Here is a 20,669-nt window from a genome sequence, read left to right as displayed (position 1 = left end):
TTTTTTCATTTTACTGCTTAATCGTCTTCCGGGTCATCCAGCTCGACCGGTGTTTGATACTGATCCGGTTTGATGACCAGCAGGTCGCAGCGCAGGTGGTCGATCACCTGTTCGGCGGTATTCCCCAGGAACGCAGCGGAAATACCTGTACGACCAATTGTACCCAGAACCACAATCCCGGCCTGAAGATGTTCAGACAGGTCAGGAATGACTTCTTCCGGTAAACCTTTTTCAACGTGAGTCATTTTCTCATCGATGCCGAATTTCTGGCGCAGCGCTTTCATCGCCAGCAGGTGCTGCCCACGAATGGCATCGTTGTAAACGCTTGGGTCAAATTCAGGTAATTCGATGGCGATGTTGATGGGTGTGACCGGATAAGCCCCCACCAGATGAACTTCGGTATGGTTAACCTGATCGGCAAGCTCAAGGGTTTCTTTTACCAGTTTTTCATTGAGCGAATTATGGTAATCCTCTTCGCTGGCAAGGTTCACCGCCACAACCGCTTTACCGCCCTCTGGCCAGGGCTGGTCTTTCACCATCCACACCGGGCAAGGACATTTACGCAGTAAGTGCCAGTCGGTTGGGGTGAAGATCACCGATTCCAGTTTGTCGTGCTGGTGCGCCATTTTCAGCAGCAGATCGTGATCGCCGCTGACAATTTCCTGGATAATGGCTTCGAAAGGCCGGTTATGCCAGACCACTTTGATATCGATAGGAACGCCCGCTTCCAGGTAATATTTCGCCTGTTCGCGGATCCACGCGGTTCGTTGGCTGATCACTCCCTGACGCATAGCGGTACGCTCGTCAGGCGACAGAAGGGTGGTCATCTCATATGAGAAGTCATAGATCGGCAAAAACGCTTTGATTTTGCCACCAATCCGTTGATGTAAATACACAGCACGTCGTAACGCCGGTTGATCGTCCTGATTAGGATCGATGGCCACCAGCATGTTTTGATACTTTGCCATACAGGTCTCCTTACTACTGTCACCACAGTCTGTAATTAAAAGAGTAACCTATATATCTTGAATGAAACAGGGGGGTAGCTTTTACCAGATCAATAAATCACGAAAAAATATCGTGTAATCAGGTTGCATACTGATTTAAAAGCGTTTCCTCGTTTTAAAGCATTCGGGCCCCAACTGGCGTATGACCTCTGACAGCTCGTGTATGTGCTATGTTCTGATCATGCCGCGACTCGTAAAGAACCCTGAATAATGAACAAAGTGAATAAAATGAAATGTATCATTATGGTGTGGTTGTTGGCATTGGGTTCTGCCGGAGCCGCAGCCCCTGAAATTTCATTAAAGATGTTCGTGTCGCCGCCGCCACAATTTGTGACTGAGTATGACAGGGTTGAGATTACGAATTTGCCCAAAATACCGGGGCAAGGGGCGATTGGCATTTGTTATGCCTATGTCTCGGCTGTGATGCTCACCGCTGAAAATTGCCGCGCACTGCATGAAGATTGCACGCAATATAAGCCAGACCAGATATTTTCCCCGTTTTCTCTCGTGAAGTTTATGGATTATCACGATGACGATAATGCTGATCAAAAAGCAGTCACTGGCCAGAAAAATAAAATAATGCCAGACGAAGGTGGCAATTCGGCAACGATCATGCAGGTGGTTGCCCTGGATACTGGTATGGGGGGAAGCTTATCCTGCGCCGCGAAAGAAAAGGTGATGCCAAATTTTACCGACGATGCCGCAACGATGCGGGAATACGAGATGTGGCAGGACGTTCGTAAAATATACGTGTCGCTCAACCCAAAGGCCAGTCAGGTTGACCTGGATTGCCCCGATTGCATTGAATCTTTCCTGAAGGCACATCAGACCGACTTTCTTCAGCTTAAAGCCATATTCCCCCAGTTACCGGACGATAAACGAAAACAGGTTCAACTGATGGCTGAATCAACCTACCATCGTTTTTTAGGGGGACTGGTTGTACCGAAAGCGTGCTATCGCCTGTCTGCAAGTGTGCTATTTGAAAGTATGGGCAAGGTAAAAATGTCAATTTACCCTGATTCTGTTGAGGACAAAAAGGAGGGTCAGACAAAACAGAAAACGCCTCTCTCAGGAAATTATGCTGACGCAATGATTATAATTAAATCAGTGCTTAACGACGGCAGGCCCATCGCCCTGAGCGGTATTTGCATGGATAAAAAAATGAGAGGTAAATCCTGTAATAATGCCCATGCCGTTGTGATCAGCGGATTTAAAACCCTATGCGATAAAAGCAATCACTGTCAGGATGTGTTGAAAGTGGTTAATAGCTGGGGTGACGAGTGGCAGAGAGAAAATAATGATGGCTGGCTTGAGGCGAAACCGTTGTTAGACAGCACGCGGTATCAAACCGCAACGCTGACCTGGTTTACTGACCTGCCGAAGAACAAAGATTAATGCCACCCAATTGAGGACTCAAAATGAGACACGATCGGGTGGCAGTTATGCGGGGGAAACTAGGCTACGTTGCGGGAATGTCCGGCGAGTACCGCCAGCGCTTCACCGTTTTCGATGGTGATGTACTTACCTTTAACCGCCAGCATTCCGCTTTTCTGGAAACGACCCAGCAGACGGCTGATGGTTTCAACGGTCAGGCCCAGGTAGTTACCGATATCACCACGGGTCATGGTCAGACGGAATTCACGTGGAGAGAAACCGCGCTCCGCGAAACGGCGGGAGAGGTTATAGATAAATGCCGCCAGGCGCTCTTCTGCATTCTTTTTGGAAAGCAGCAGGATCATGTCCTGATCGCCTTTGATCTCGCCGCTCATCAGACGCATCATCTGCTGACGCAGGTTAGGCATTTTCCCTGACAGGTCATCCAGCGTTTCAAACGGGATTTCGCAAACCATTGAGGTTTCGAGCGCCTGAGCAAAGCTCGGGTGATGCCCGGTACCGATAGCGTCAAAGCCGACCAGGTCGCCTGCCAGATGGAAGCCGGTGATCTGCTCATCGCCTTGTTCGGTGATGGTGTAGCTCTTGATGGTGCCAGAACGGATAGCATAGAGCGATTTCAGTTCGTCTCCCGCTTTAAACAGCGTCTGCCCTTTCTGAATAGGCTTTTTGCGCTCGATAATATTATCAAGCTGATCAAGTTCATGCTCATTCAGGGTAAACGGGATACAGAGCTGGCTGATGCTGCAATCCTGGCAATGGATAGCACAACCGCCAGACTGAATGCGTCGTATAATTCGCTTTTCCGGGATCATAGGTTTGCTCAAGCCTTAATTGATATTGGTCAATTTTAACATCTTTTTGGAGAGTACGTAAGCCTGGCAAACCATCAATAAGGACAAGAGTCGACATCGTGCGGGCATCTTCTTGAAATTCCACAGCTTGATTATGGATTTTTAACCTAACCGGAAGAAAATTAAGCACTAAAAGCCTGGATACTACAGTAAAAGATAGCCTTCATGGCGCAGCAACCACTCCTTGCGCTGCACGCCGCCGGCATAGCCCGTCATGGTGCCGTTGCGTCCAATCACGCGGTGGCAGGGCACGACAATACTGACGGGGTTGGAGCCATTAGCCGCCCCAACCGCACGCGCCGCACCCGCACGACCTAGCTGCTCTGCGAGCTGACCATAATGCATCACATGCCCGCAGGGGATCTGGCGCAGTGCTTGCCAGACTTCACGCTGAAAAGGTGTTCCCGCCGTCGCGGTTGGCAGAGTGTCAATAATGCTGAGATCGCCCTCGAAATAGGCCGCAAGCTTGTCACTCAATCCGCCCGGGTTGGTGGCGCTGATGCGCTCATAGCCCTGTGAGCGGTAATGAATCTCAAGCAATTCCTCCATCCGGTTGCTGTGCTCTTCCCACTCTACGGCGCGCAGATTGAACGCCTCGTCGGTAATGATCCACAGTGGCCCAAGCGGGGTCGCAATTTTATCTTCGAGTAACCTCAGCATCCTCTCTCCTTTAGTGCAGCCTTGGGTAAATTCCCGGTCCAATTGGCAGGCCGACAAGATACCACGCCACCAGCATCACCAACCATACCCCTAAAAAGATAAGCGGATAGGGCAAGACCAGCGAATAGTAGGTACCCAGTTTTGCTTCCGGTTTATAGCGTTGCAGGAAACCTAAAAACAGCGGGACAAACGGCGACACCGGGGCCAGCGGGATGACGGAGGAATCGGCGACGCGAAACAGAATTTGTGCAAACGCCGGATGGAACCCCAGCATCATAAACATCGGCACAAAGATGGGTGCCAGAATCGACCAGATTGCCGAGCCGCTGGCGATAAACATACACAGCAGCGACGACAGAATGGCCAGACCGACAAACGCCGGAATACCACTTAACCCCGCCGCTTCAAGGGCATCCGTCAACCCCACGGCCATGAATTTGCCCATGTTGCTCCAGTTGAACATGGCCACGAACTGCGCCAGCGGGAACACCATCACGATAAAACCGGCCATCTCTTTCATCGGCTCAATCATCAGCTGTGGCAGGTCAGCCTGGTTGCGGATTTTACCGGTAGCGATGCCATAGGCGATCGACACTATAAAGAAGAACAGAATAATCAGCGGCACAATGCCCTGAATAAACGGCGAGGGCAGGACGGTGTGTTTGACCGGATCGCGCAGTACGCCGTTTTCAGGGATCACCATCAGCGCCACAACGGCGATAAATGCCAGCGAGACAATCCCGGCTACCCGTAGGCCGAACTGCTGCTCTTTGCTGAGCGTCTCGAGCTTTTCGTCGCTGCGGCCTTCCCATTTCCCTAAACGCGGCTCGATGAGCTTATCGGTGATAAGCCCGCCGACAATCGTCAGCACAATCACTGAGCTGGCCATAAAGTACCAGTTGTCGATCACGCTGACGTGCATCGCGGTATCAATGGTTTTCGCCGCTTCGGTACTGATCCCCGAAAGCAGCACGTCGGTGGTTACAATCAGCAGATTGGCGGTAAATCCGCAGCCCACGCCGGCAATCGCCGCCAGCAGTCCGGCCACCGGATGACGCCCCACGGCCAGGAAAATCAGCGCCCCCATCGGCGGCATGATCACCAGCGCGGCGTCAGACGAGATGTGGCTGAAAAAGGCGATAAACAGCACCATATAGCTGGCGTAACGCGCGCTCACGTTGGAGGCCATTTTCACCATCAACGCGGGCAGTAGCCCCACGCGCTCGGCAAGACCTGCACCCAGTACCAGCGCCAGGATCGCCCCCAGCGGTGCAAATCCGCTGAAGTTTTTAATCACGTTGGGTAAAAACCAGTGCAACCCCTCGACACTCAGCAGGTTTTTTACCGCCACCATGCTGCCATCAGCAGGGCTGCGCACGCTCACATCAAAGGCAGACAACGCGGCGGTTGCCACCATCAAAATCACAATCAAATAGATAAAAAGCAGGAAAGGATGCGGCACTTTATTGCCGACCCTTTCAACCCAGCCATAGAGCTTACCGGTTGGGGAATGCGAAGGTATGGATGACATACTCATGGGCGTTCCTCGGGACTGTTGTGTTGTTGTGTTATGTGTTTTTATTTTAAAGGTGACGGTGTCACGCCCGCAGGGATCGGACACTCGTACGGTCTTTCTGTTATTTTTTGTTCAAACTCGTCACGGCATTTTTGAAGCAGCGCAGCATCCAGAAGCAGATTCAGGGCGGTTGCGCCCATGACTTTTCCGGCCAGCAGCATCCCTTTATGGGCAATCGAGGTGCGTCCCTGAGCCACCAGTTGCCAGGTGTGCAGCGGCGTACCGACGGTAAAGCAGGGGCTAAAGCACTGCGCGACCGGCATTTTCCAGCTGACATCGCCCACGTCCGTTGAGCCTGCCAGCACGTTATCGGTGATGGCATACGGCGCGACTTCATCGACCAGCAGAGTTTCCTGGTGACGCCGGGCAAAGGCTTTACCCGCCTCACCACCCGTCGCGGCGATATTTTTCAGGCTGTTTTGCAGATCGTTAGAGGTCAGCGTGGCGCGGATCTCACTGGCGAACTGGCGCTCTTTTTCCGTCCAGGCTGGCGTGCCGTAATGTTGCAATGCCTGATACATCGCCGCTTCGAGCGTGCGGTTTGGCAGGTAGCTGGAGCAGGCTTTATCAAAACGGCATTCAACGGTGGTTTCCGTCATCATGGCCGCACCCTGGGCGATTTTTTCGATGCGTTCGTAGATCTGTTGCGCGTCGGCCATTTCCGGGGCACGGATCAGGTACAACACTTCGGCCTGCGCCTGCACCACGTTTGGTGAAATGCCGCCGGTATCGGTGATGGCGTAATGTACGCGCGCTTTCTCGATGATGTGTTCATTAAGGAAGTTGGTGCCGGTGGTCATCAGCGTCACGGCATCGAGCGCGCTCCGCCCCAGATGCGGGGAGTTCGCGGCATGAGCCGCCACGCCGTGAAAACGCCATGCGGCCTGAATATTGGCGAGCGTGCTGACGTTAAACATCCCGGCAAAGGCTTCCGGGTGCCAGGTGACAGCCGCATCGACGTCATCGAACAACCCTTCACGCACCATAAAGGTTTTGCCTGAACCGCCTTCCTCACCCGGGCAGCCATAAAAGCGCACCGTCCCGCTGCCGCCGCGCTGCTCTAGCCAGCTTTTCACAGCGACGGCTCCTGCGACTGCGGCCGTACCCAGCAGGTTATGGCCGCAACCGTGGCCGTTCTCGCCCGGCGTTGCCGACTGCGCGCTGGCACAGTGCGCCTGCTGGCTCAGCCCCGCCAGAGCATCGTATTCGCCCAGCAGCGCGATAACCGGCTTGCCGCTGCCGAAGCTGGCAATAAATGCATTTGGAATGCCACCGGCTTCGCGCGTCAGGCTAAAACCTTCGGCTTCCAGCGCGCAGGCGAGCCGTTCGGCTGACCAGAACTCTTCAAAACGTGTTTCGGGATGATCCCAGATTTCGTCGGCAATATCGGTGAATGTCTGACATCGTGTGTCGATGGCATCTGCGATAAACGCGTAGTTTTCCTGCATCACACACCTCGCGCCCACGGGAAGTTAAGCGCCGTTCGCGCCAGCGTTTCGACGGCCACGTTCATTATCTGCTCGTCGAAGTCGAATTTTTCGTTGTGATGCCCGGCGCTCAAATCGGTGCCAAACACCATATAGGAAGCCAGGCCGCCGTTCTGCTGCACGCGGGCCATCATCAGGGTGGCATCTTCTGATCCTGCCGGGGCTTTGACCTTATCAATGGCATGAAGCACGCCAGTGACCTGACCCGCCTGTTCGCGCAGGTAATTTATCCACGCAGGAGATGGCGTGCTGGACGTTGCCGCTCCCATCAGGTGCGTTTCTGCGCTCACGCCATACAGCGCCGCCGCGCCTGCGATCGCGGATTGCGCGCGTTCGAACACGTACTGGTTGATAGCCTCGCTTTCGCCACGGGTTTCCACCTTCAGCAAGGCACTGGCCGGAACGACGTTACGCCCGCTACCGGCCTGCATCACGCCCACGTTGACGCGTGAGGCACCTTCGCTGTGAGGGGCGATACTGTGCAGGGCAAGAGCGGCCTGAGCAGCGGCGAGCAGCGCGTTACGGCCTTCTTCCGGTTTGCCGCCCGCATGGGCCGCCACGCCGGTAAAGCGCACGTCAAACTTGGTGGTTGCCATAAAGTTATCGCTACCGCAAATAACCGTCCCGGCAGGAACACCGGTACCAATATGGACCGCGGTAAAGTAATCCACGCCGTCCAGCGCGCCTGCTGCCACCATTGCACGCGCCCCGCGCGTGCCTTCTTCCGCAGGCTGGAAGATAAGTTTGATGGTGCCGTTGAGCTGAGCTGCGTTTTGTTTCAGCACCTGAGCCAGACCCAGACCAATAGTGGTATGCCCGTCATGGCCGCAGGCGTGCATCATCCCTGGATTGCAGGAGGCAAAGCCGTCGCGGAATGGGCGATGGCTTTCATCGAGCGCTTCGCTGAGATCCAGCGCATCCATATCCACGCGAAAGGCGAGTGTCGGCCCCGGACGCCCTGTATGCAGCGTGGCGACAATGCCGGTGAATCCACCTTCGAACGCGGCGAGCCATTTCTCGGGCGCACCTTGCTCGCGCGCACGGGCAAATTCTTTTGCCAGCGTCTGTGCGTCCGGCAGGCCCATGCGGCTTTCGGCGTCAACCACATCACGCCCCATCGCCAGCTCATAACCCAGGCGGTCTAAGATTTCCGCCACTTTGGCTGCGGTACGAAACTCCACCCAGCCAGATTCAGCAAAGTGGTGGAAATCGCGACGCCATGCGGTCAGTTGCGGGGTTAATGTCTGAATGTCGTGTGCCAGTGAGTCCATATCTCTTCCTGTCATCATTAAAATATGTGAACTGCTTCACGCTGTGATAGTTTTTACTTATCACTAACCGTTTTTTCACAGTTTTAACCGTTCAGGAATTACCCTCGCACATCCATTTCCATTAAAGTAGATGACAATTTCTTTACTCTGATAAACAACGGTTATCGGTCGGGCTATGTCATTTCAGGTTAAATTTCATCAGATTCGGGCCTTCGTGGAAGTGGCACGCCAGGGCAGCATTCGCGGTGCCAGCAGGGCGCTTAACCTCTCACAACCGGCATTGACCAAATCGATCAAGGAGCTGGAAGAGGGCATTGCCGCGCAACTTTTTGTCCGGCGCAGCAAAGGCGTGGCGCTGACCGAATGCGGTGAGAGCTTCTATCAACATGCCAATTTGATCCTGGAAGAGCTGCGTGCGGCGCAGGACGACATTCGTCAGCGGCAGGGGCAACTGGCGGGGCAGATCAATATCGGTATGGGTGCCAGTATTTCACGTACGCTGATGCCTGCGGTGATTACCCGTTTTCACGCGCAGCACCCGCTGGTGAAGGTCCGTATTATGGAAGGGCAACTGGTATCGATGATAAATGAATTACGCCAGGGGGAACTGGACTTCACCATTAATACCTATTGTCAGGGGCCGTATGACCATGAGTTTACGTTTGAAAAATTATTTGAAAAACCCTTTGCGATATTTTGCCGGGAAGGGCATCCGGCGATAGGGGTAAAATCAATTAACGAACTTTTGCATTATAACTGGACGATGCCAACGCCGCGGGGAAGTTATTATAAGCAACTGGAAGATGTGTTTCATCACCGCTCGCAAATACCGCGTATTGGTATTGTCTGCGAAACGTTTTCGTCCTGTATTAGCCTGGTTGCACAGAGTGATTTTATCAGCATTTTGCCACAAGAACTTGGCTGTGACCCGCTGCTGGCGCACCGTCTGGTGATGCTGCCTGTTGTCGAATCATTACCTAAAGCCGCTTATTATTTAATTCAGCGCCGTGATTCCCGACAGACGCCATTGACTGAATCGTTAATTACACAATTCAGACGAGAAGCCCGGGCATTAATTTCAGAATGAAATAAAAAAACAGGGACTGCCGACATCAACAGACCCTATAGTACACACAGCAGTGTTTCCTTTCGCGAATCCCGCATGTTTTATCCGTGGGGCAGGTTTATTAAGTTATAACAGACTTTTTTCAAAATGGTAGTATTCAGGCTGCTCAAGTTCACAAAAATTTAACTTAAATACAGGTATTTAATTGTGGCTAAATTTTAGTTAAGTTAAATTTAACTTTTTAGCTGCACTATTATTTTATTCATCGGGTAAATATATCTTATTTCCACGGAGCAGTTTCCAGGCAGAGGTCGTTGAGACGCTTGTCAGGCGCGGGTATAGTACAGGCTCAGATGTAGCCGGAGGATTGCCATGAACCCTGACGACAAATCACTTTTTCTTGACGCCATGGAGGATGTCCAGTCACTCAAGCGTTGTGCGGATATTCACTGGCAGCCGAGCCGCAATACCCGCACCCGGCAGACGCTGAATACTGAACAGCTCGATAACTTCTTAACGCTGGGGTTTCTGGAGCTGCTCCCGCTTGCGGAACCTTTGGCGTTTCAGCGGGAAGGGGTCCAGCAGGGGATGATTGATAAGCTCCGCTCCGGTAAATATTCCCGTCAGGCCAGCATCAATTTGTTACGCCAGCCTGTTGAACAGTGCCGTCAGATGCTGTTTTCGTTTATCCGTCAGGCCGAACGTGACGGGCTGCGCAACCTGGTGATTGTCCACGGTAAAGGGCGTGAAGAGCAGTCGCACCCGAATGTGGTGCGCAGTTATCTGGCGCGCTGGCTGACTGAGTTCGATTCCGTGCAGGCATTCTGCGTTGCACTGCCGCACCACGGCGGCAGTGGCGCCTGTTATGTGGCGCTGCGAAAATCAGATGAAGCCAGACTGGACAACCGGGAGCGACACGCCAAACGCAGCCGCTAGCCCGCGCTGAAGGCGGCCCATATCGCATTGCCATTCCACACGGCGCCATAGATGGCGACGACAAGCATAAACAGCGCGGTTGCCAGCCGGATGGCGCGCTCGTAGCGAAGCGACACGTAGCGCCTGACGGCAATGATCCACAAGGTGAGGATCAGGAGATCCAGCGCAATCCAGATGAGCGTCAACAGGGTAATGCTCTGGGCAAAATTGCGCGTAACCGGCACGAACTGCGGGAAGAAAGCGACAAAAAAGAGAATATCTTTTGGGTTGGCGATAGCGGTTAAAAAACCGGTAAGAAAGCCGCCTTGCCGCGCCGATGTTGCCGTTGTGGGCTGCGGGTGTGTCAGCATCCCAATCCCCATCCAGCCAATAAACAGCGCACCGATAAAACCCACCCCCGCCAGACTTAACGGGTGAATATCCACGATACCCGCCAGTATCATCACCGCCATCGCCAGTAAAACCAGAGACGCCAGATTGGTTCCGGCAAGCGTAATAAAGGCACGTCTGTAACCGTCCCGTACCGCAGTGTGGGTGACTAACGCAATAACAGGGCCGGGGGTGATAAGCAACAGCACCACCGCCAGCAGATATGTACCCAGTAGCGACATCGCCATGAAGGGGATCCTTTTGTGAAGAGTGGCAGGTAGTGTCGGTAAAATTCGCTGCATTGAAAAACGGAAAATCCTGCGCTTTAATGTGAGTTAAACTCACAATGAGCAATGCGATGCCATCACCACTTCCCCCTTTGTATGCGCTACGGGCATTTGATGTCGCGGCCCTGTACGGTTCGTTCACCCGGGCCGCGCAAACGCTGCACGTCACGCCTGGCGCCGTCAGCAGACATATCCGCACGCTGGAGGAGAGTTTTCAGTGTCAGCTATTCGTGCGCAAAGGGCCGGCTGTAGAGCTGACCGATGCCGGGCGCGCATTAGCCAGCCAGTTGAGGCAGGGGTTCGCCACCCTGGAGAGCGCCTGCGACGCATTTCGGGCCACCCGACACGCGTTGCGCTTAAAAGCGCCTTCAACCCTGACGCTGAACTGGCTGCTGAATACCATGAAAGTATTTGTTGAGAAATACTCAACACCGGAGGTGAATGTTTCTAGCGTCTGGATGGATGTTGATAAAGTCGATTTTCATCAGGAGCCGTTCGACTGCGCAATTTTGCTTGGCAACGGCCAGTTTGGGGAGCAGACATGTTCACAGCTGCTGTTTGACGAATGGCTTGCCCCGGTTTGCGCGCCAGGGCTGGTGGATAAGGCCAGAGACAGTCTCCAGACCTGTGAGCTGATCCATCCGTCACCGGATCGCCGGGACTGGCGGCGCTGGCTTAAAGTGTGTTCGCCTGAGGCCATGCCGGATATCAGCAAAGGAAAGGTTTTCGATACCCTGGATCAGGGAAATCAGGCGGCCGTTGGTGGACATGGCGTTTCGGTAGGGGATGTAACGCTAAGCCTTCCGGCGCTGGATAACGGGTTACTGGTGATGCCATTTAGCCAAGCGATTAACACTGGTGATGGCTATTATCTGGTCTGGCCGGAAAACAGCCCGAAACAGCAGGGGATAGCCACGCTGTGTGCGTTCCTGCTGGCACGGGTCCCGGATATTAGCGCCTACGTAAAATAGCGGGCGATCTCATCGCCCGCGTATACCTTAAAAGGTTTCCCAGTTGCCGTCTGCCACGCTTGCCGTGGCGGTTGCCGGGCGTAACAGCTGCGGTGTTTTCACATTCGTCGGGCGTGGTGCCGCGGCCTGGTCTTTGGCATTCAGGCGGAATGCGGCAACGGCCTGGCGCAACTGCTCAGACTGATCTTCCAGCGCTGCGGCTGCGGTTGCAGATTCCTGTACCAGGGCGGCGTTTTGCTGCGTCACGCTGTCCATCTGCGAAACCGCGAGGCTGACCTGCTCAATACCCCGGCTTTGTTCATCAGAAGCCGATGAAATTTCGCCCATAATGTCGGTCACACGGGTGACGGCGGCGACGATCTCGCGCATGGTTTCGCCAGCTTCGCTGACCTGCTCAGAGCCGGTGTTGACCCTGCTGACGGAGTTTTCGATAAGCCCTTTGATCTCTTTTGCCGCCTGCGCACTGCGGCTGGCCAGGGTACGCACTTCACCGGCGACTACGGCAAAACCACGTCCTTGTTCGCCAGCACGTGCCGCTTCAACCGCCGCGTTGAGCGCCAGAATATTGGTCTGGAAGGCAATGCTGTCGATAACGCCAGTAATGTGGGCAATTTGCTGCGAACTGTCAGAAATCTCGGTCATGGTGCGCACCACGTTATCCACCACCTGACCACCGCGCGCGGCAGTTTCGGAGGCGTTTTTCGCCAGCAACGTGGCCTGACGCGCGTTATCAGAGTTCTGTTTCACCGTGGCGGTTAGCTCTTCCATGCTGGCGGCGGTTTCTTCCAGCGAGGCCGCCTGTTGCTCGGTACGGGCAGACAGGTCATTGCTCCCGGCGGCAATTTCACCTGCGCCAGTGTAAATCGAGTCGGTACTGCCGCGTACGGCGCTGACCGTGCTGACCAGCGACTGCTGCATTTCGTGCAGACCCACCGCCAGCTGGCCCATTTCGTTACGGCTACCCAGGGTGATGTTATGCGTCAGATCGCCACCTGCGATGGTGCGAATATGGTTCATAATGATCTTCAGCGGTTTTAACAGCAGGTGTTGCAGGCCCTGCCAGATAATCACCAGCACGGCAACCACGGCGAGGAAAATAGCCGCCAGTGTCCACTGCATATGGGTAAAGCTGCTCTGGTTCTCTTCAGCAGCGGCCTTGAGCAAGGTGTTGTTTTCAGCACGCCAGCGGTTATAGACCGCTTCCATATTGTCCTGTGCCTGTTGGGCATCCAGGTCGCCATAAGCCTGATAGTTATCGGCACGCAGATATTCAATCGACAGGCGCATCACTTCATGCATCTGGCTCCAGGCTTTCTGCATCTCTTCGGTTAACGCGGCGTTTTGTCCGCTAACCTGCGGCATTTTCTGCCAGGCGCTGTAATAGGTTTCTGCGTTGCCTAATGACGTACTGGCCGTACCCAGAAGTTTGTTAATGGCGGCGAGGGACGCGGGATCGCGCTGGTTTTTCAGGTAGCGGATCGCCACACGGGTGACGGTTACGCGGGTTTTCACCAACGTATTCACGCTGTCGCTCAGGCTTTCCTGCTGGGCATTGAGCATCCCCGAGTTCTGGAAGTTATGGCGATCGTTGCTGACGGCAGAGTAGAACAAGCCTCCCGTGACAACTTGCAGCAGACAGAATATGGTGAGAGCAAAGAGAATACCGGTAATCACGTGCAGATTTTTCAGCATAGCGGTCGTCCGTTATAGGTGCAGGGGTTGCCCAAATACTATCGACGCAACGAAACTAAACTTTAATTTAACTATTGCTTAACTAATTGTTCCGTTCTGGAACCTGTTGTAAATCCGGATCATTTTTATGAGGAAGGTAGACATGAGCAGTATTGAGAAAAGCGGGACGTACACGCTCGGGACGCGTACGGTTAAACGACTCGGCTATGGTGCGATGCAGCTTGCCGGACCTGGCGTATTCGGCCCGCCGAAGGACAAAAACGCCGCGCTGGCGGTGCTGCGCGAAGCCGTGGAAGCAGGTGTGGATCATATTGATACCAGTGATTTTTACGGCCCGCATATCACTAACCAGCTTATCCGTGAGGCGCTTCATCCGTACCGGGATAACCTTACGATTGTGACCAAAATTGGGGCGCGGCGGGGTGATGACGCCGCCTGGCTCCCGGCATTTTCGGCCCAGGAGCTGACGCAGGCGGTGCATGATAACCTGCGTAACCTCAAACTGGATGTACTGGACGTGGTGAACCTGCGGATCATGTTCAGCGCTCACGGTCCGGCTGAAGGCTCGATTACCGAACCGCTGACTACGCTCGCGGAACTGCAACAGCAGGGGCTGGTGCGCCATATCGGGTTGAGCAATGTGACCGCAACCCAGGTTGCCGAAGCGCAGAAAATGGTGTCGGTGGTCTGCGTGCAGAACATGTACAACATTGTGAATCGCGGGGACGATGCTCTGGTGGATGCACTTGCCCGGCAGGGGATTGCCTGGGTGCCTTTCTTCCCGCTGGGCGGTTTTACGCCACTGCAATCTTCCGGTCTTCAGGCGGTTGCGGATTCGCTGGGGGCAACGGCGATGCAGGTGGCGCTGGCCTGGTTGCTGCAACGTTCACCGAATATTCTGCTGATCCCTGGGACCTCTTCCGTGGTGCATTTGCAGCAAAACCTGGCTGCGGCGGATCTGGTGCTGCCAGCCGAGGCAATCGACACGCTGAATGCGCTGGTGGCGTAAGCGCGAAAAGGCCCGAAGCAACTTTCGGGCTTTTTTTATTGCAACATGTCTTACACTTTTACGCCTGTTCGGAGGAGGCTTCTGCCCGGCGATTTTTCCGGTGAAGTGCTAACGCTTCTGCCACAATCTCCTGCTTGCTCTTGCGCGTTTCATACGCCGTGATCCTGACATACTCCATTAAGTCTGTTTCTACTCTGGCACTTAACATCTTCAGATCAGCATCCTTTGCTAAACCGCGAGCAGTGCGTTTGTCCGGATAATCACGGGATGGCATAGAAAACGTCCTCCAAAAATTGTTTTGTTAATTCGTGCTATGAAATATGCTCCAGAGTATTTGTTAAGTCAATATGCAGTGATTCTTTAGTTACATATCACATTTGGTTTCTCTTGATTTAAGTCATTAAAAAGTGATTGATAAGTGTTTGTGAGGGGACTTTTTAGTTCCGGATCTGGCGGCGCTAAAAATTCCGCTGTCATCACAGAATCGATCTTTTCTTTTTTACTTTGTTTCCTGTGTTAACTATGTTGAGGCATTCGGTCTATAGCAAAAAAAGTGAGAACAACATGGTGAACCAACAAATCAATAAGGTCGCGAAAGGGGTATTGCTGGCAATGGCAGGGGTCATGGCATTTTCCGCTCCGCTGGCCATTGGGGCAGAAACGGCGATCGCGCAAGCGGCCGGTAAAGTGCTGCCTTATCAGGAAAAACCGCGCGTCTTTGTCCTGACTGACATCGGTAATGAACCCGACGATCAGATGTCCCTGACGCGTTTTTTACTGTACTCAAATGAGATGAACGTTGAGGGGCTGGTGGCGACCACCTCCACCTGGCAGCGCGAAAAAGTGCACACCGATATGATTGACCTTGTTGTGGGTCACTATGGTGAAGTGCAGCCGAACCTGCTGAAACATGCGGCCGGGTTCCCGACGGTATCTCAGCTTCAGTCTGTGGTGGCACCGGGCCTCGCCAGCTACGGTATGGCGGCAACCGGTGAAGGTAAAAACACCGCCGGTTCCGATCTGCTGGTGAAAGCCATTGAGAAAAGTACCGATGCGGATCACCCGCTGTTTATTACCCTGTGGGGCGGGGCGAATACACTTGCGCAGGCACTCCAGGATCTCGCTAAAAAACATCCTGCTGATGTTGTTCAGTCGCTGACCCGCAACCTGGTGGCGTATTCCATTTCCGATCAGGATGATGCCGGGTTCTGGATCCGTGAACATTACCCGGAAATGACCTGGATCGTCGATCCGTCCAGCCAGAATGGCGAAGATTACGCGCGTGCGACCTGGACTGGTATCAGCGGCGACCAGTATTACCGTAATGCGCCAGGTGCCGATTTTACGACCGTGTCCCAGCACTGGCTGGATGAAAATATCCGCAGCAAAGGGCCAATGGGTAAAGGCTACCTGAAGTACATGTTCATTATGGAAGGGGACACGCCGTCGTTCCTCGGCCTTATCCGTAACGGTTTAAATAGCGAACGAAACCCGGGCTGGGGCGGCTGGGGCGGGCGTTACATTGTGCGCCAGCCGCAGCATGAAACGCACCCTATCTGGAGCAGCGGCGGTGACTTCTATCCGGGCAACCCGAATGCCGCCGATACGGTGATCGGCAAAGACGGGAAACAATACACCTCGAATCAGGCGACCATCTGGCGCTGGCGCGAAGCTTTCCAGCATGATTTTGCTGCCCGTATGGAATGGGGCATCAAAGACTACGCTCATGCCAATCACAACCCGGAAGTCGTGGTGAACGGTCAGGCGGGACAGCAGGTGGTTTATCTTAAGGCGAAAGCCGGAGACACGCTGACGGTCGATGCCGCAGGCAGCAAAGATCCTGACGGCGATAAGCTCAGCTATAACTGGTTCCTGTATCCGGAAGCAGGTTCAGCTAGCTCGCAGCCGGTGGCGGTTAAAGACGTTCAGGGGCGTCGCGGGGAAGACAATCTCAATGCGCCAGCGGTGCTGACCCTGGGTGAAAATGGCAAACAGAGCGTGCAAGTGAAAGCCCTGCGTACCGGGACGGAACACCTGATTCTGGCCGTCACGGATAACGGCAAACCGTCGTTAACCTCTTATCGTCGTATTATTGTTTCCGTCAATTAATTCGGGTATTAGTGATGTCGGGTGCCGGTGGGCACCCGATTTCGCGTTATCGTTAATATTGTCGGTGAACCCATGATGAAAACCGCTCTTGCACCCGCCATCACTCTGCGAGAGAAGTTCTGCTACGGGCTGGGAGATACCTCAGCGAATATCTTTATGGGCATGACGATGATGTTCCTGTCCATTTACTACACCGATGTGTTTCGGCTTAGCCCGGTGGCAATGGGCAGCCTGTTTCTGCTGGCGCGTTTTATCGATGCCATTGGCGACCCCCTGATTGGCCTGCTGGCCGACCGAACCCGTTCCCCGCGCGGGCGTTATCGCCCCTGGCTACTCTGGTTTGCCCTTCCTTATGGTCTGAGCTGTGCCGCCGTCTTTTTCTCACCGGAACTGAGCGCGACAGGGCGTATCGTTTACGCCTATGTGACGTATATGGCGCTGGTGCTCAGTTTCAGTCTGGTGGTGGTGCCGTATGTGTCGCTCCTCGGGGCGATGTCAGTGGATAGCGACGAACGCATTCAAATCAACGCGATCCGCTTCCCGCTTGCCAAACTGGCTTATCTGCTCTGTTCGCTGTTCGTTCCGGTACTTATTGCGCTGTTTGATAACGAAATCCTGGGATACCGGGCGGTGATGTGCGGCATTGGCGTGCTGTCCACGCTGCTGGTGCTGATTTGTTATTTCAATACCCAGGAGCGCGTTCCCCCGCAAAGCGTGCCGGCGATCGGGGTACGTGAGCAGTTTCGCCTCCTGCTGCAAAATGACCAGGCCCTGATTCTGTTTGCCGCGCAGGCCGTCGTTATGGTGATGAATACGCTAAAGTTTGGGGCGGCCGCCTATTTTGTGAAGTATGTGCTTCAGATGCCCGTCACCTTTTTAAGCCTGATGCTGACGGCCGCCTCGGTGGCTGGTATTGTCGCCCCGCTGGTGACCGGGTATCTGCTGCGGCGCGGGCGCATAAAACGCATCCCGCTGCTGGTATACAGCCAGCTTGCCAGCGCGGTCATCACGCTGGCGATGGGCTTTACACCAGCCAGCGCCGTCTGGCCGCATCTGTGGCTCTTTGTCTCTGCCACCCTGATGGCCGAGCTGATTGCGGTGATCCTGTGGGCAAGCGTCGCCGATGTGGCCGACTACGGTTTTTATCGCTTCGGTGTGCGCATTAACGGCATGATTGGCGGTGGGATGCTGTTTTCCACCAAAGCGGGCATGGCCGTGGGCGGGGCGCTGATGGGCTACATTCTGGCCTGGTTTGGCTATCAGCCGGACAATGCGACGGCGGCAATGCCGGAACAGCTTCCGGCATTCAGAGTGCTGTATATCTGGTTACCGGCCTGTTGCCTGTTCCTGACGGCAGGTATCCTGCGGTTTTACCGGCTGGATGAACAGAAAACGAGAGATGTTATGATGCGCGCACAGGATGAAACCGGTCGGGCGGAGGCGAAACGACATGGACTATAAAAAGCAGATCCTCAATATTTTGCACAGCGAGCATGAGTCTCGCGCGGAAATGACCCGCCGGGTGGGTGTGACCAAAGCCTATATCACCAAACTGACCTCGCAGCTTTTGCAGGAAGGGCTGATAGAGGAGCGGGAAATCAAAGATATTACCTTTGGCCGCCCACAGCAGTTGCTGGCCGTGAAGGGCGGTTGTGCCTTCAGCGTGAATATCATGCTGCGTAAGGGCAGCTTTCAGGGCACGCTGAATGACTACAATACCCAGCGTGATGCGCTGGCCAGCCATCAATTTTCGCTGCCGGAGTCCATGACACCAGACGAGCTGGTCATGCTGATTGCGCAAGGCATTAAGGCGCTTTGCGAGGCGGCGGGGATTGCGCAATCCCGCATTAACGTCGTCAGCGTGGCATTGCAGGGCGGTATTGAACATTTCACCGGCGTGGTGCGTTATTGCCCGTTATTTACCGACACTAACGTTAACCTGATGGCGCGTATTCAGGAACATGTCGGTATCACCACCCGGATTTACAATATTGCCCATTGCACCAACTATCTGCTGGCGAAGCGTTCGCCGGGGCTGTCCTATGTGGCATTTATGCCCGGTTTTGGCAGCCTGGGGTATGGTTACTGCACCAACGGCGAGCCGGGACTTGGCGAAAACGGTTTTTACCCTGAAATTGTCCATCTGCCTTATGAAGGTGGCATTGAACAAGCCTTTAATGTGAAAGAAGAGAATAAAGCCGAAACCGTACAAACGACGGCCCGGGCGCTCTATTTTGCTATCTGTTGTACTGCGCCGATCCATAACATCAAACTGGCGATTGCTACCGGTGAGCTGTTTGAGGATTACGGCGACGAGGTATTACCGCGGGTACAGGATATGCTTGATAACACCCCTAACCAGCATATTCGCGAGATCCGTATCCGGCATGATAAAACGGGATATCACTATGGCGTGAAAGGGCTGGTACAGCTCAGTTCGGACTGTATTACCGAGCTGCTGGCCTGATGATTACGCGAGGGTTCCCCATCAGAACGTGAGGTCAAACACATGGATTTTAGTGCGCTTCAGCTTCAGACGACGGTTGCTCCACACCAATTTTCGGGCGTCGCGCCCGTTCCCCTGACCGATGACACTATGCAGGAGCGTAAAGATAAGCTTCTGGCACGAATGGCCGCTGAGGGGTACGACGCCCTCATTATTTATGCCGACAAAGAGCACGGCAGTAACTTTGAATACCTGACAGGATTTATTCCCCGCTTTGAAGAAGGGGTGCTGGTGCTGGCGAAAGATGGCGCCGCAACCGTTATTCTCGGTAATGAAAACCTGAAAATGGCCGCCCATTCCCGTATTCCGGTCACGCTTAAACACAGCCCGTATTTCTCATTACCAAATCAGCCAATGGATAACGAAAAACCGCTCGAGGTGTTATTCGCCGAGTCGGGCCTGGGCGATATGCACCGCGTGGGGGTTGTGGGCTGGAAAATGTTTACGTCTGGCCAGGTGGATAATAAACAGCTTTTCGATTTACCCTGGTTTATTGTCGATGCCATTAAAAACAGTCTCTCTGCCGGGGCGGTGTCAGAAAATGCCGCACATCTGTTTATTGACGGAGACAACGGCGCGCGGACAACCAACAATGCCAATGAAATCGCCCATTATGAATATGGTGCGAATCTGGCGTCGAACTGTATCCTGAATGCCATGAACGCGGTGGAGCCGGGAATGAGTGAGGCAGCGTTAGGGGCGTATCTGACGGCGGAAGGGCAGTACAATACGGTGGTGACCATTGCCGCATCGGGCCAGCGTTTTGAAAAAGCCAATCTTTATCCCACGCATAAACCGCTGCAAAGAGGCCAGCCGCTGTCCATGACCACCGGGTTTAAAGGTGGATTATCCAGCCGTACCGGTTTTGTGATTGCCAGCGAAAGTGAGTTGCCCGATACGCAGAAAGATTATCTTGAACGCGTGGCAAAACCGTATTTTGCGGGCGTAGTGACCTGGCTTGAAAATATCAGAATTGGCATGGAAGGCGGGGAGATGTATTCCCTGATGGAGTCCGTCCTGCCAAAAGATAAATATGGCTGGCACCTGAATCCCGGGCATCTCAGTGCCGATGAAGAGTGGATGTCATCGCCCATTTATAAACATTCGATGCAAACCCTGAAAAGCGGAATGATTTTGCAGATTGATATTATTCCGTCAGTACCGGGCTATACCGGCACCAGCGCCGAGGAGAGCGTTGCGCTGGCGGATTTCGTACTCCAGGCCGAGATAAAACGCGAGTACCCTGAGCTATGGGCAAGAATTGAAACCCGTAAGCGTTATCTTAAGGACGTGCTTAAGATTGAACTGAGCGCGGATGTGATCCCGCTTTCCAGTGCCGTTGCTTATTTACGGCCTTTCTTCCTGGCGAAGGATAAAGCGTTCACCTGCTAAACAATTTTTGGAGAACTGATTGAGGGAGCATGGTTATTTTTTCTTTTGTCGACCATGCTCTTTGTACTTATACCATTAAGCGCCG

The 20,669-nt window shown here is 53.9% G+C and carries 18 protein-coding genes; 9 read left to right on the top strand and 9 right to left on the bottom strand.

Annotated features, from left to right (window positions below):
- Positions 1 to 17: 17 nt before the first annotated feature.
- A complete protein-coding gene (uspE, locus tag F3J30_RS07160) occupies positions 18 to 968 on the bottom strand; it encodes a universal stress protein UspE (protein ID WP_014070015.1) in 951 nt (316 codons plus the stop codon).
- A gap of 249 nt (positions 969 to 1,217) precedes the next feature.
- Here uspE and F3J30_RS07155 point away from each other — a divergent pair, with 249 nt between their 5' ends.
- Positions 1,218 to 2,402, top strand: coding sequence for a hypothetical protein (locus tag F3J30_RS07155; protein ID WP_166716804.1), 1,185 nt, complete (start codon positions 1,218 to 1,220; stop codon positions 2,400 to 2,402).
- Between the two features lie 59 nt (positions 2,403 to 2,461).
- On the opposite strand, the gene fnr is transcribed toward F3J30_RS07155, so the two are convergent.
- The 5 genes from fnr to F3J30_RS07130 form a co-directional block, all read right to left on the bottom strand.
- Positions 2,462 to 3,214 carry a fumarate/nitrate reduction transcriptional regulator Fnr gene (fnr, locus tag F3J30_RS07150; protein ID WP_014070017.1) on the bottom strand — a complete coding sequence of 251 codons (753 nt, stop codon included), beginning with the start codon at positions 3,212 to 3,214 and terminating at the stop codon, positions 2,462 to 2,464.
- 183 nt (positions 3,215 to 3,397) lie between these two features.
- Positions 3,398 to 3,913, bottom strand: coding sequence for a methylated-DNA--[protein]-cysteine S-methyltransferase (ogt, locus tag F3J30_RS07145; protein ID WP_014070018.1), 516 nt, complete (start codon positions 3,911 to 3,913; stop codon positions 3,398 to 3,400).
- Positions 3,914 to 3,923: 10 nt separating this feature from the next.
- On the bottom strand, positions 3,924 to 5,450 hold the full coding sequence (gene abgT, locus F3J30_RS07140) for a p-aminobenzoyl-glutamate transporter (RefSeq protein WP_014070019.1): 1,527 nt from the start codon (positions 5,448 to 5,450) through the stop codon (positions 3,924 to 3,926).
- Between the two features lie 41 nt (positions 5,451 to 5,491).
- A complete protein-coding gene (locus F3J30_RS07135) occupies positions 5,492 to 6,937 on the bottom strand; it encodes a M20 family metallopeptidase (RefSeq protein ID WP_166716803.1) in 1,446 nt (481 codons plus the stop codon).
- Complete coding sequence (locus tag F3J30_RS07130) at positions 6,937 to 8,247, bottom strand: M20 family metallo-hydrolase (protein WP_166716802.1); 1,311 nt, start codon at positions 8,245 to 8,247, stop codon at positions 6,937 to 6,939. The genes F3J30_RS07135 and F3J30_RS07130 overlap by 1 nt, the downstream gene beginning before the upstream one ends.
- 175 nt (positions 8,248 to 8,422) lie before the next feature.
- Here F3J30_RS07130 and F3J30_RS07125 point away from each other — a divergent pair, with 175 nt between their 5' ends.
- Both F3J30_RS07125 and smrA read left to right on the top strand, forming a co-directional pair.
- Entirely contained in the window at positions 8,423 to 9,334 is a 912-nt protein-coding gene (locus F3J30_RS07125; RefSeq protein WP_014070022.1) for a LysR family transcriptional regulator, read from the top strand.
- 351 nt (positions 9,335 to 9,685) lie between these two features.
- Positions 9,686 to 10,249: a DNA endonuclease SmrA gene (gene smrA / locus F3J30_RS07120; RefSeq protein WP_166716801.1), complete on the top strand. Its 564-nt coding sequence runs from the start codon at positions 9,686 to 9,688 to the stop codon at positions 10,247 to 10,249.
- Here the strand turns inward: smrA and F3J30_RS07115 are convergent.
- A complete protein-coding gene (locus tag F3J30_RS07115) occupies positions 10,246 to 10,866 on the bottom strand; it encodes a LysE family translocator (protein WP_166716800.1) in 621 nt (206 codons plus the stop codon). The two genes, smrA and F3J30_RS07115, sit on opposite strands and share 4 nt — an antisense overlap.
- Before the next feature lie 110 nt (positions 10,867 to 10,976).
- Between F3J30_RS07115 and F3J30_RS07110 the strand changes: the two genes are divergently transcribed.
- Positions 10,977 to 11,876, top strand: a complete 900-nt coding sequence (locus tag F3J30_RS07110; protein WP_166716799.1) for a LysR family transcriptional regulator — start codon at positions 10,977 to 10,979, stop codon at positions 11,874 to 11,876.
- 27 nt (positions 11,877 to 11,903) lie between these two features.
- Here F3J30_RS07110 and F3J30_RS07105 read toward each other — a convergent pair whose 3' ends face one another.
- Positions 11,904 to 13,568, bottom strand: a complete 1,665-nt coding sequence (locus F3J30_RS07105) for a methyl-accepting chemotaxis protein (RefSeq protein WP_166716798.1) — start codon at positions 13,566 to 13,568, stop codon at positions 11,904 to 11,906.
- 142 nt (positions 13,569 to 13,710) lie between these two features.
- Here F3J30_RS07105 and F3J30_RS07100 point away from each other — a divergent pair, with 142 nt between their 5' ends.
- Entirely contained in the window at positions 13,711 to 14,577 is an 867-nt protein-coding gene (locus tag F3J30_RS07100; RefSeq protein ID WP_166716797.1) for an aldo/keto reductase family oxidoreductase, read from the top strand.
- A gap of 58 nt (positions 14,578 to 14,635) precedes the next feature.
- Here F3J30_RS07100 and F3J30_RS07095 read toward each other — a convergent pair whose 3' ends face one another.
- Positions 14,636 to 14,851, bottom strand: coding sequence for a hypothetical protein (locus tag F3J30_RS07095; RefSeq protein ID WP_166716796.1), 216 nt, complete (start codon positions 14,849 to 14,851; stop codon positions 14,636 to 14,638).
- Positions 14,852 to 15,141: 290 nt separating this feature from the next.
- Between F3J30_RS07095 and F3J30_RS07090 the strand changes: the two genes are divergently transcribed.
- From F3J30_RS07090 to F3J30_RS07075, 4 genes are all read left to right on the top strand, one after another.
- A complete protein-coding gene (locus F3J30_RS07090; protein WP_166716795.1) occupies positions 15,142 to 16,686 on the top strand; it encodes a DUF1593 domain-containing protein in 1,545 nt (514 codons plus the stop codon).
- Positions 16,687 to 16,758: 72 nt separating this feature from the next.
- Complete coding sequence (locus F3J30_RS07085; protein ID WP_166716794.1) at positions 16,759 to 18,147, top strand: glycoside-pentoside-hexuronide (GPH):cation symporter; 1,389 nt, start codon at positions 16,759 to 16,761, stop codon at positions 18,145 to 18,147.
- Complete coding sequence (locus F3J30_RS07080) at positions 18,137 to 19,153, top strand: ROK family protein (RefSeq protein WP_166716793.1); 1,017 nt, start codon at positions 18,137 to 18,139, stop codon at positions 19,151 to 19,153. The genes F3J30_RS07085 and F3J30_RS07080 overlap by 11 nt, the downstream gene beginning before the upstream one ends.
- A gap of 42 nt (positions 19,154 to 19,195) precedes the next feature.
- A complete protein-coding gene (locus F3J30_RS07075; RefSeq protein WP_166716792.1) occupies positions 19,196 to 20,584 on the top strand; it encodes an aminopeptidase P family protein in 1,389 nt (462 codons plus the stop codon).
- Positions 20,585 to 20,669 lie beyond the last annotated feature (85 nt).

Source organism: Enterobacter sp. Tr-810 (genome assembly GCF_011752765.1).
In the GTDB taxonomy this organism is placed as follows: Bacteria; Pseudomonadota; Gammaproteobacteria; order Enterobacterales; family Enterobacteriaceae; genus Enterobacter; species Enterobacter soli.
The sequence above is the reverse complement of the archived record's forward strand: the minus strand, read 5'-3'. Positions and strand labels throughout refer to the sequence as shown.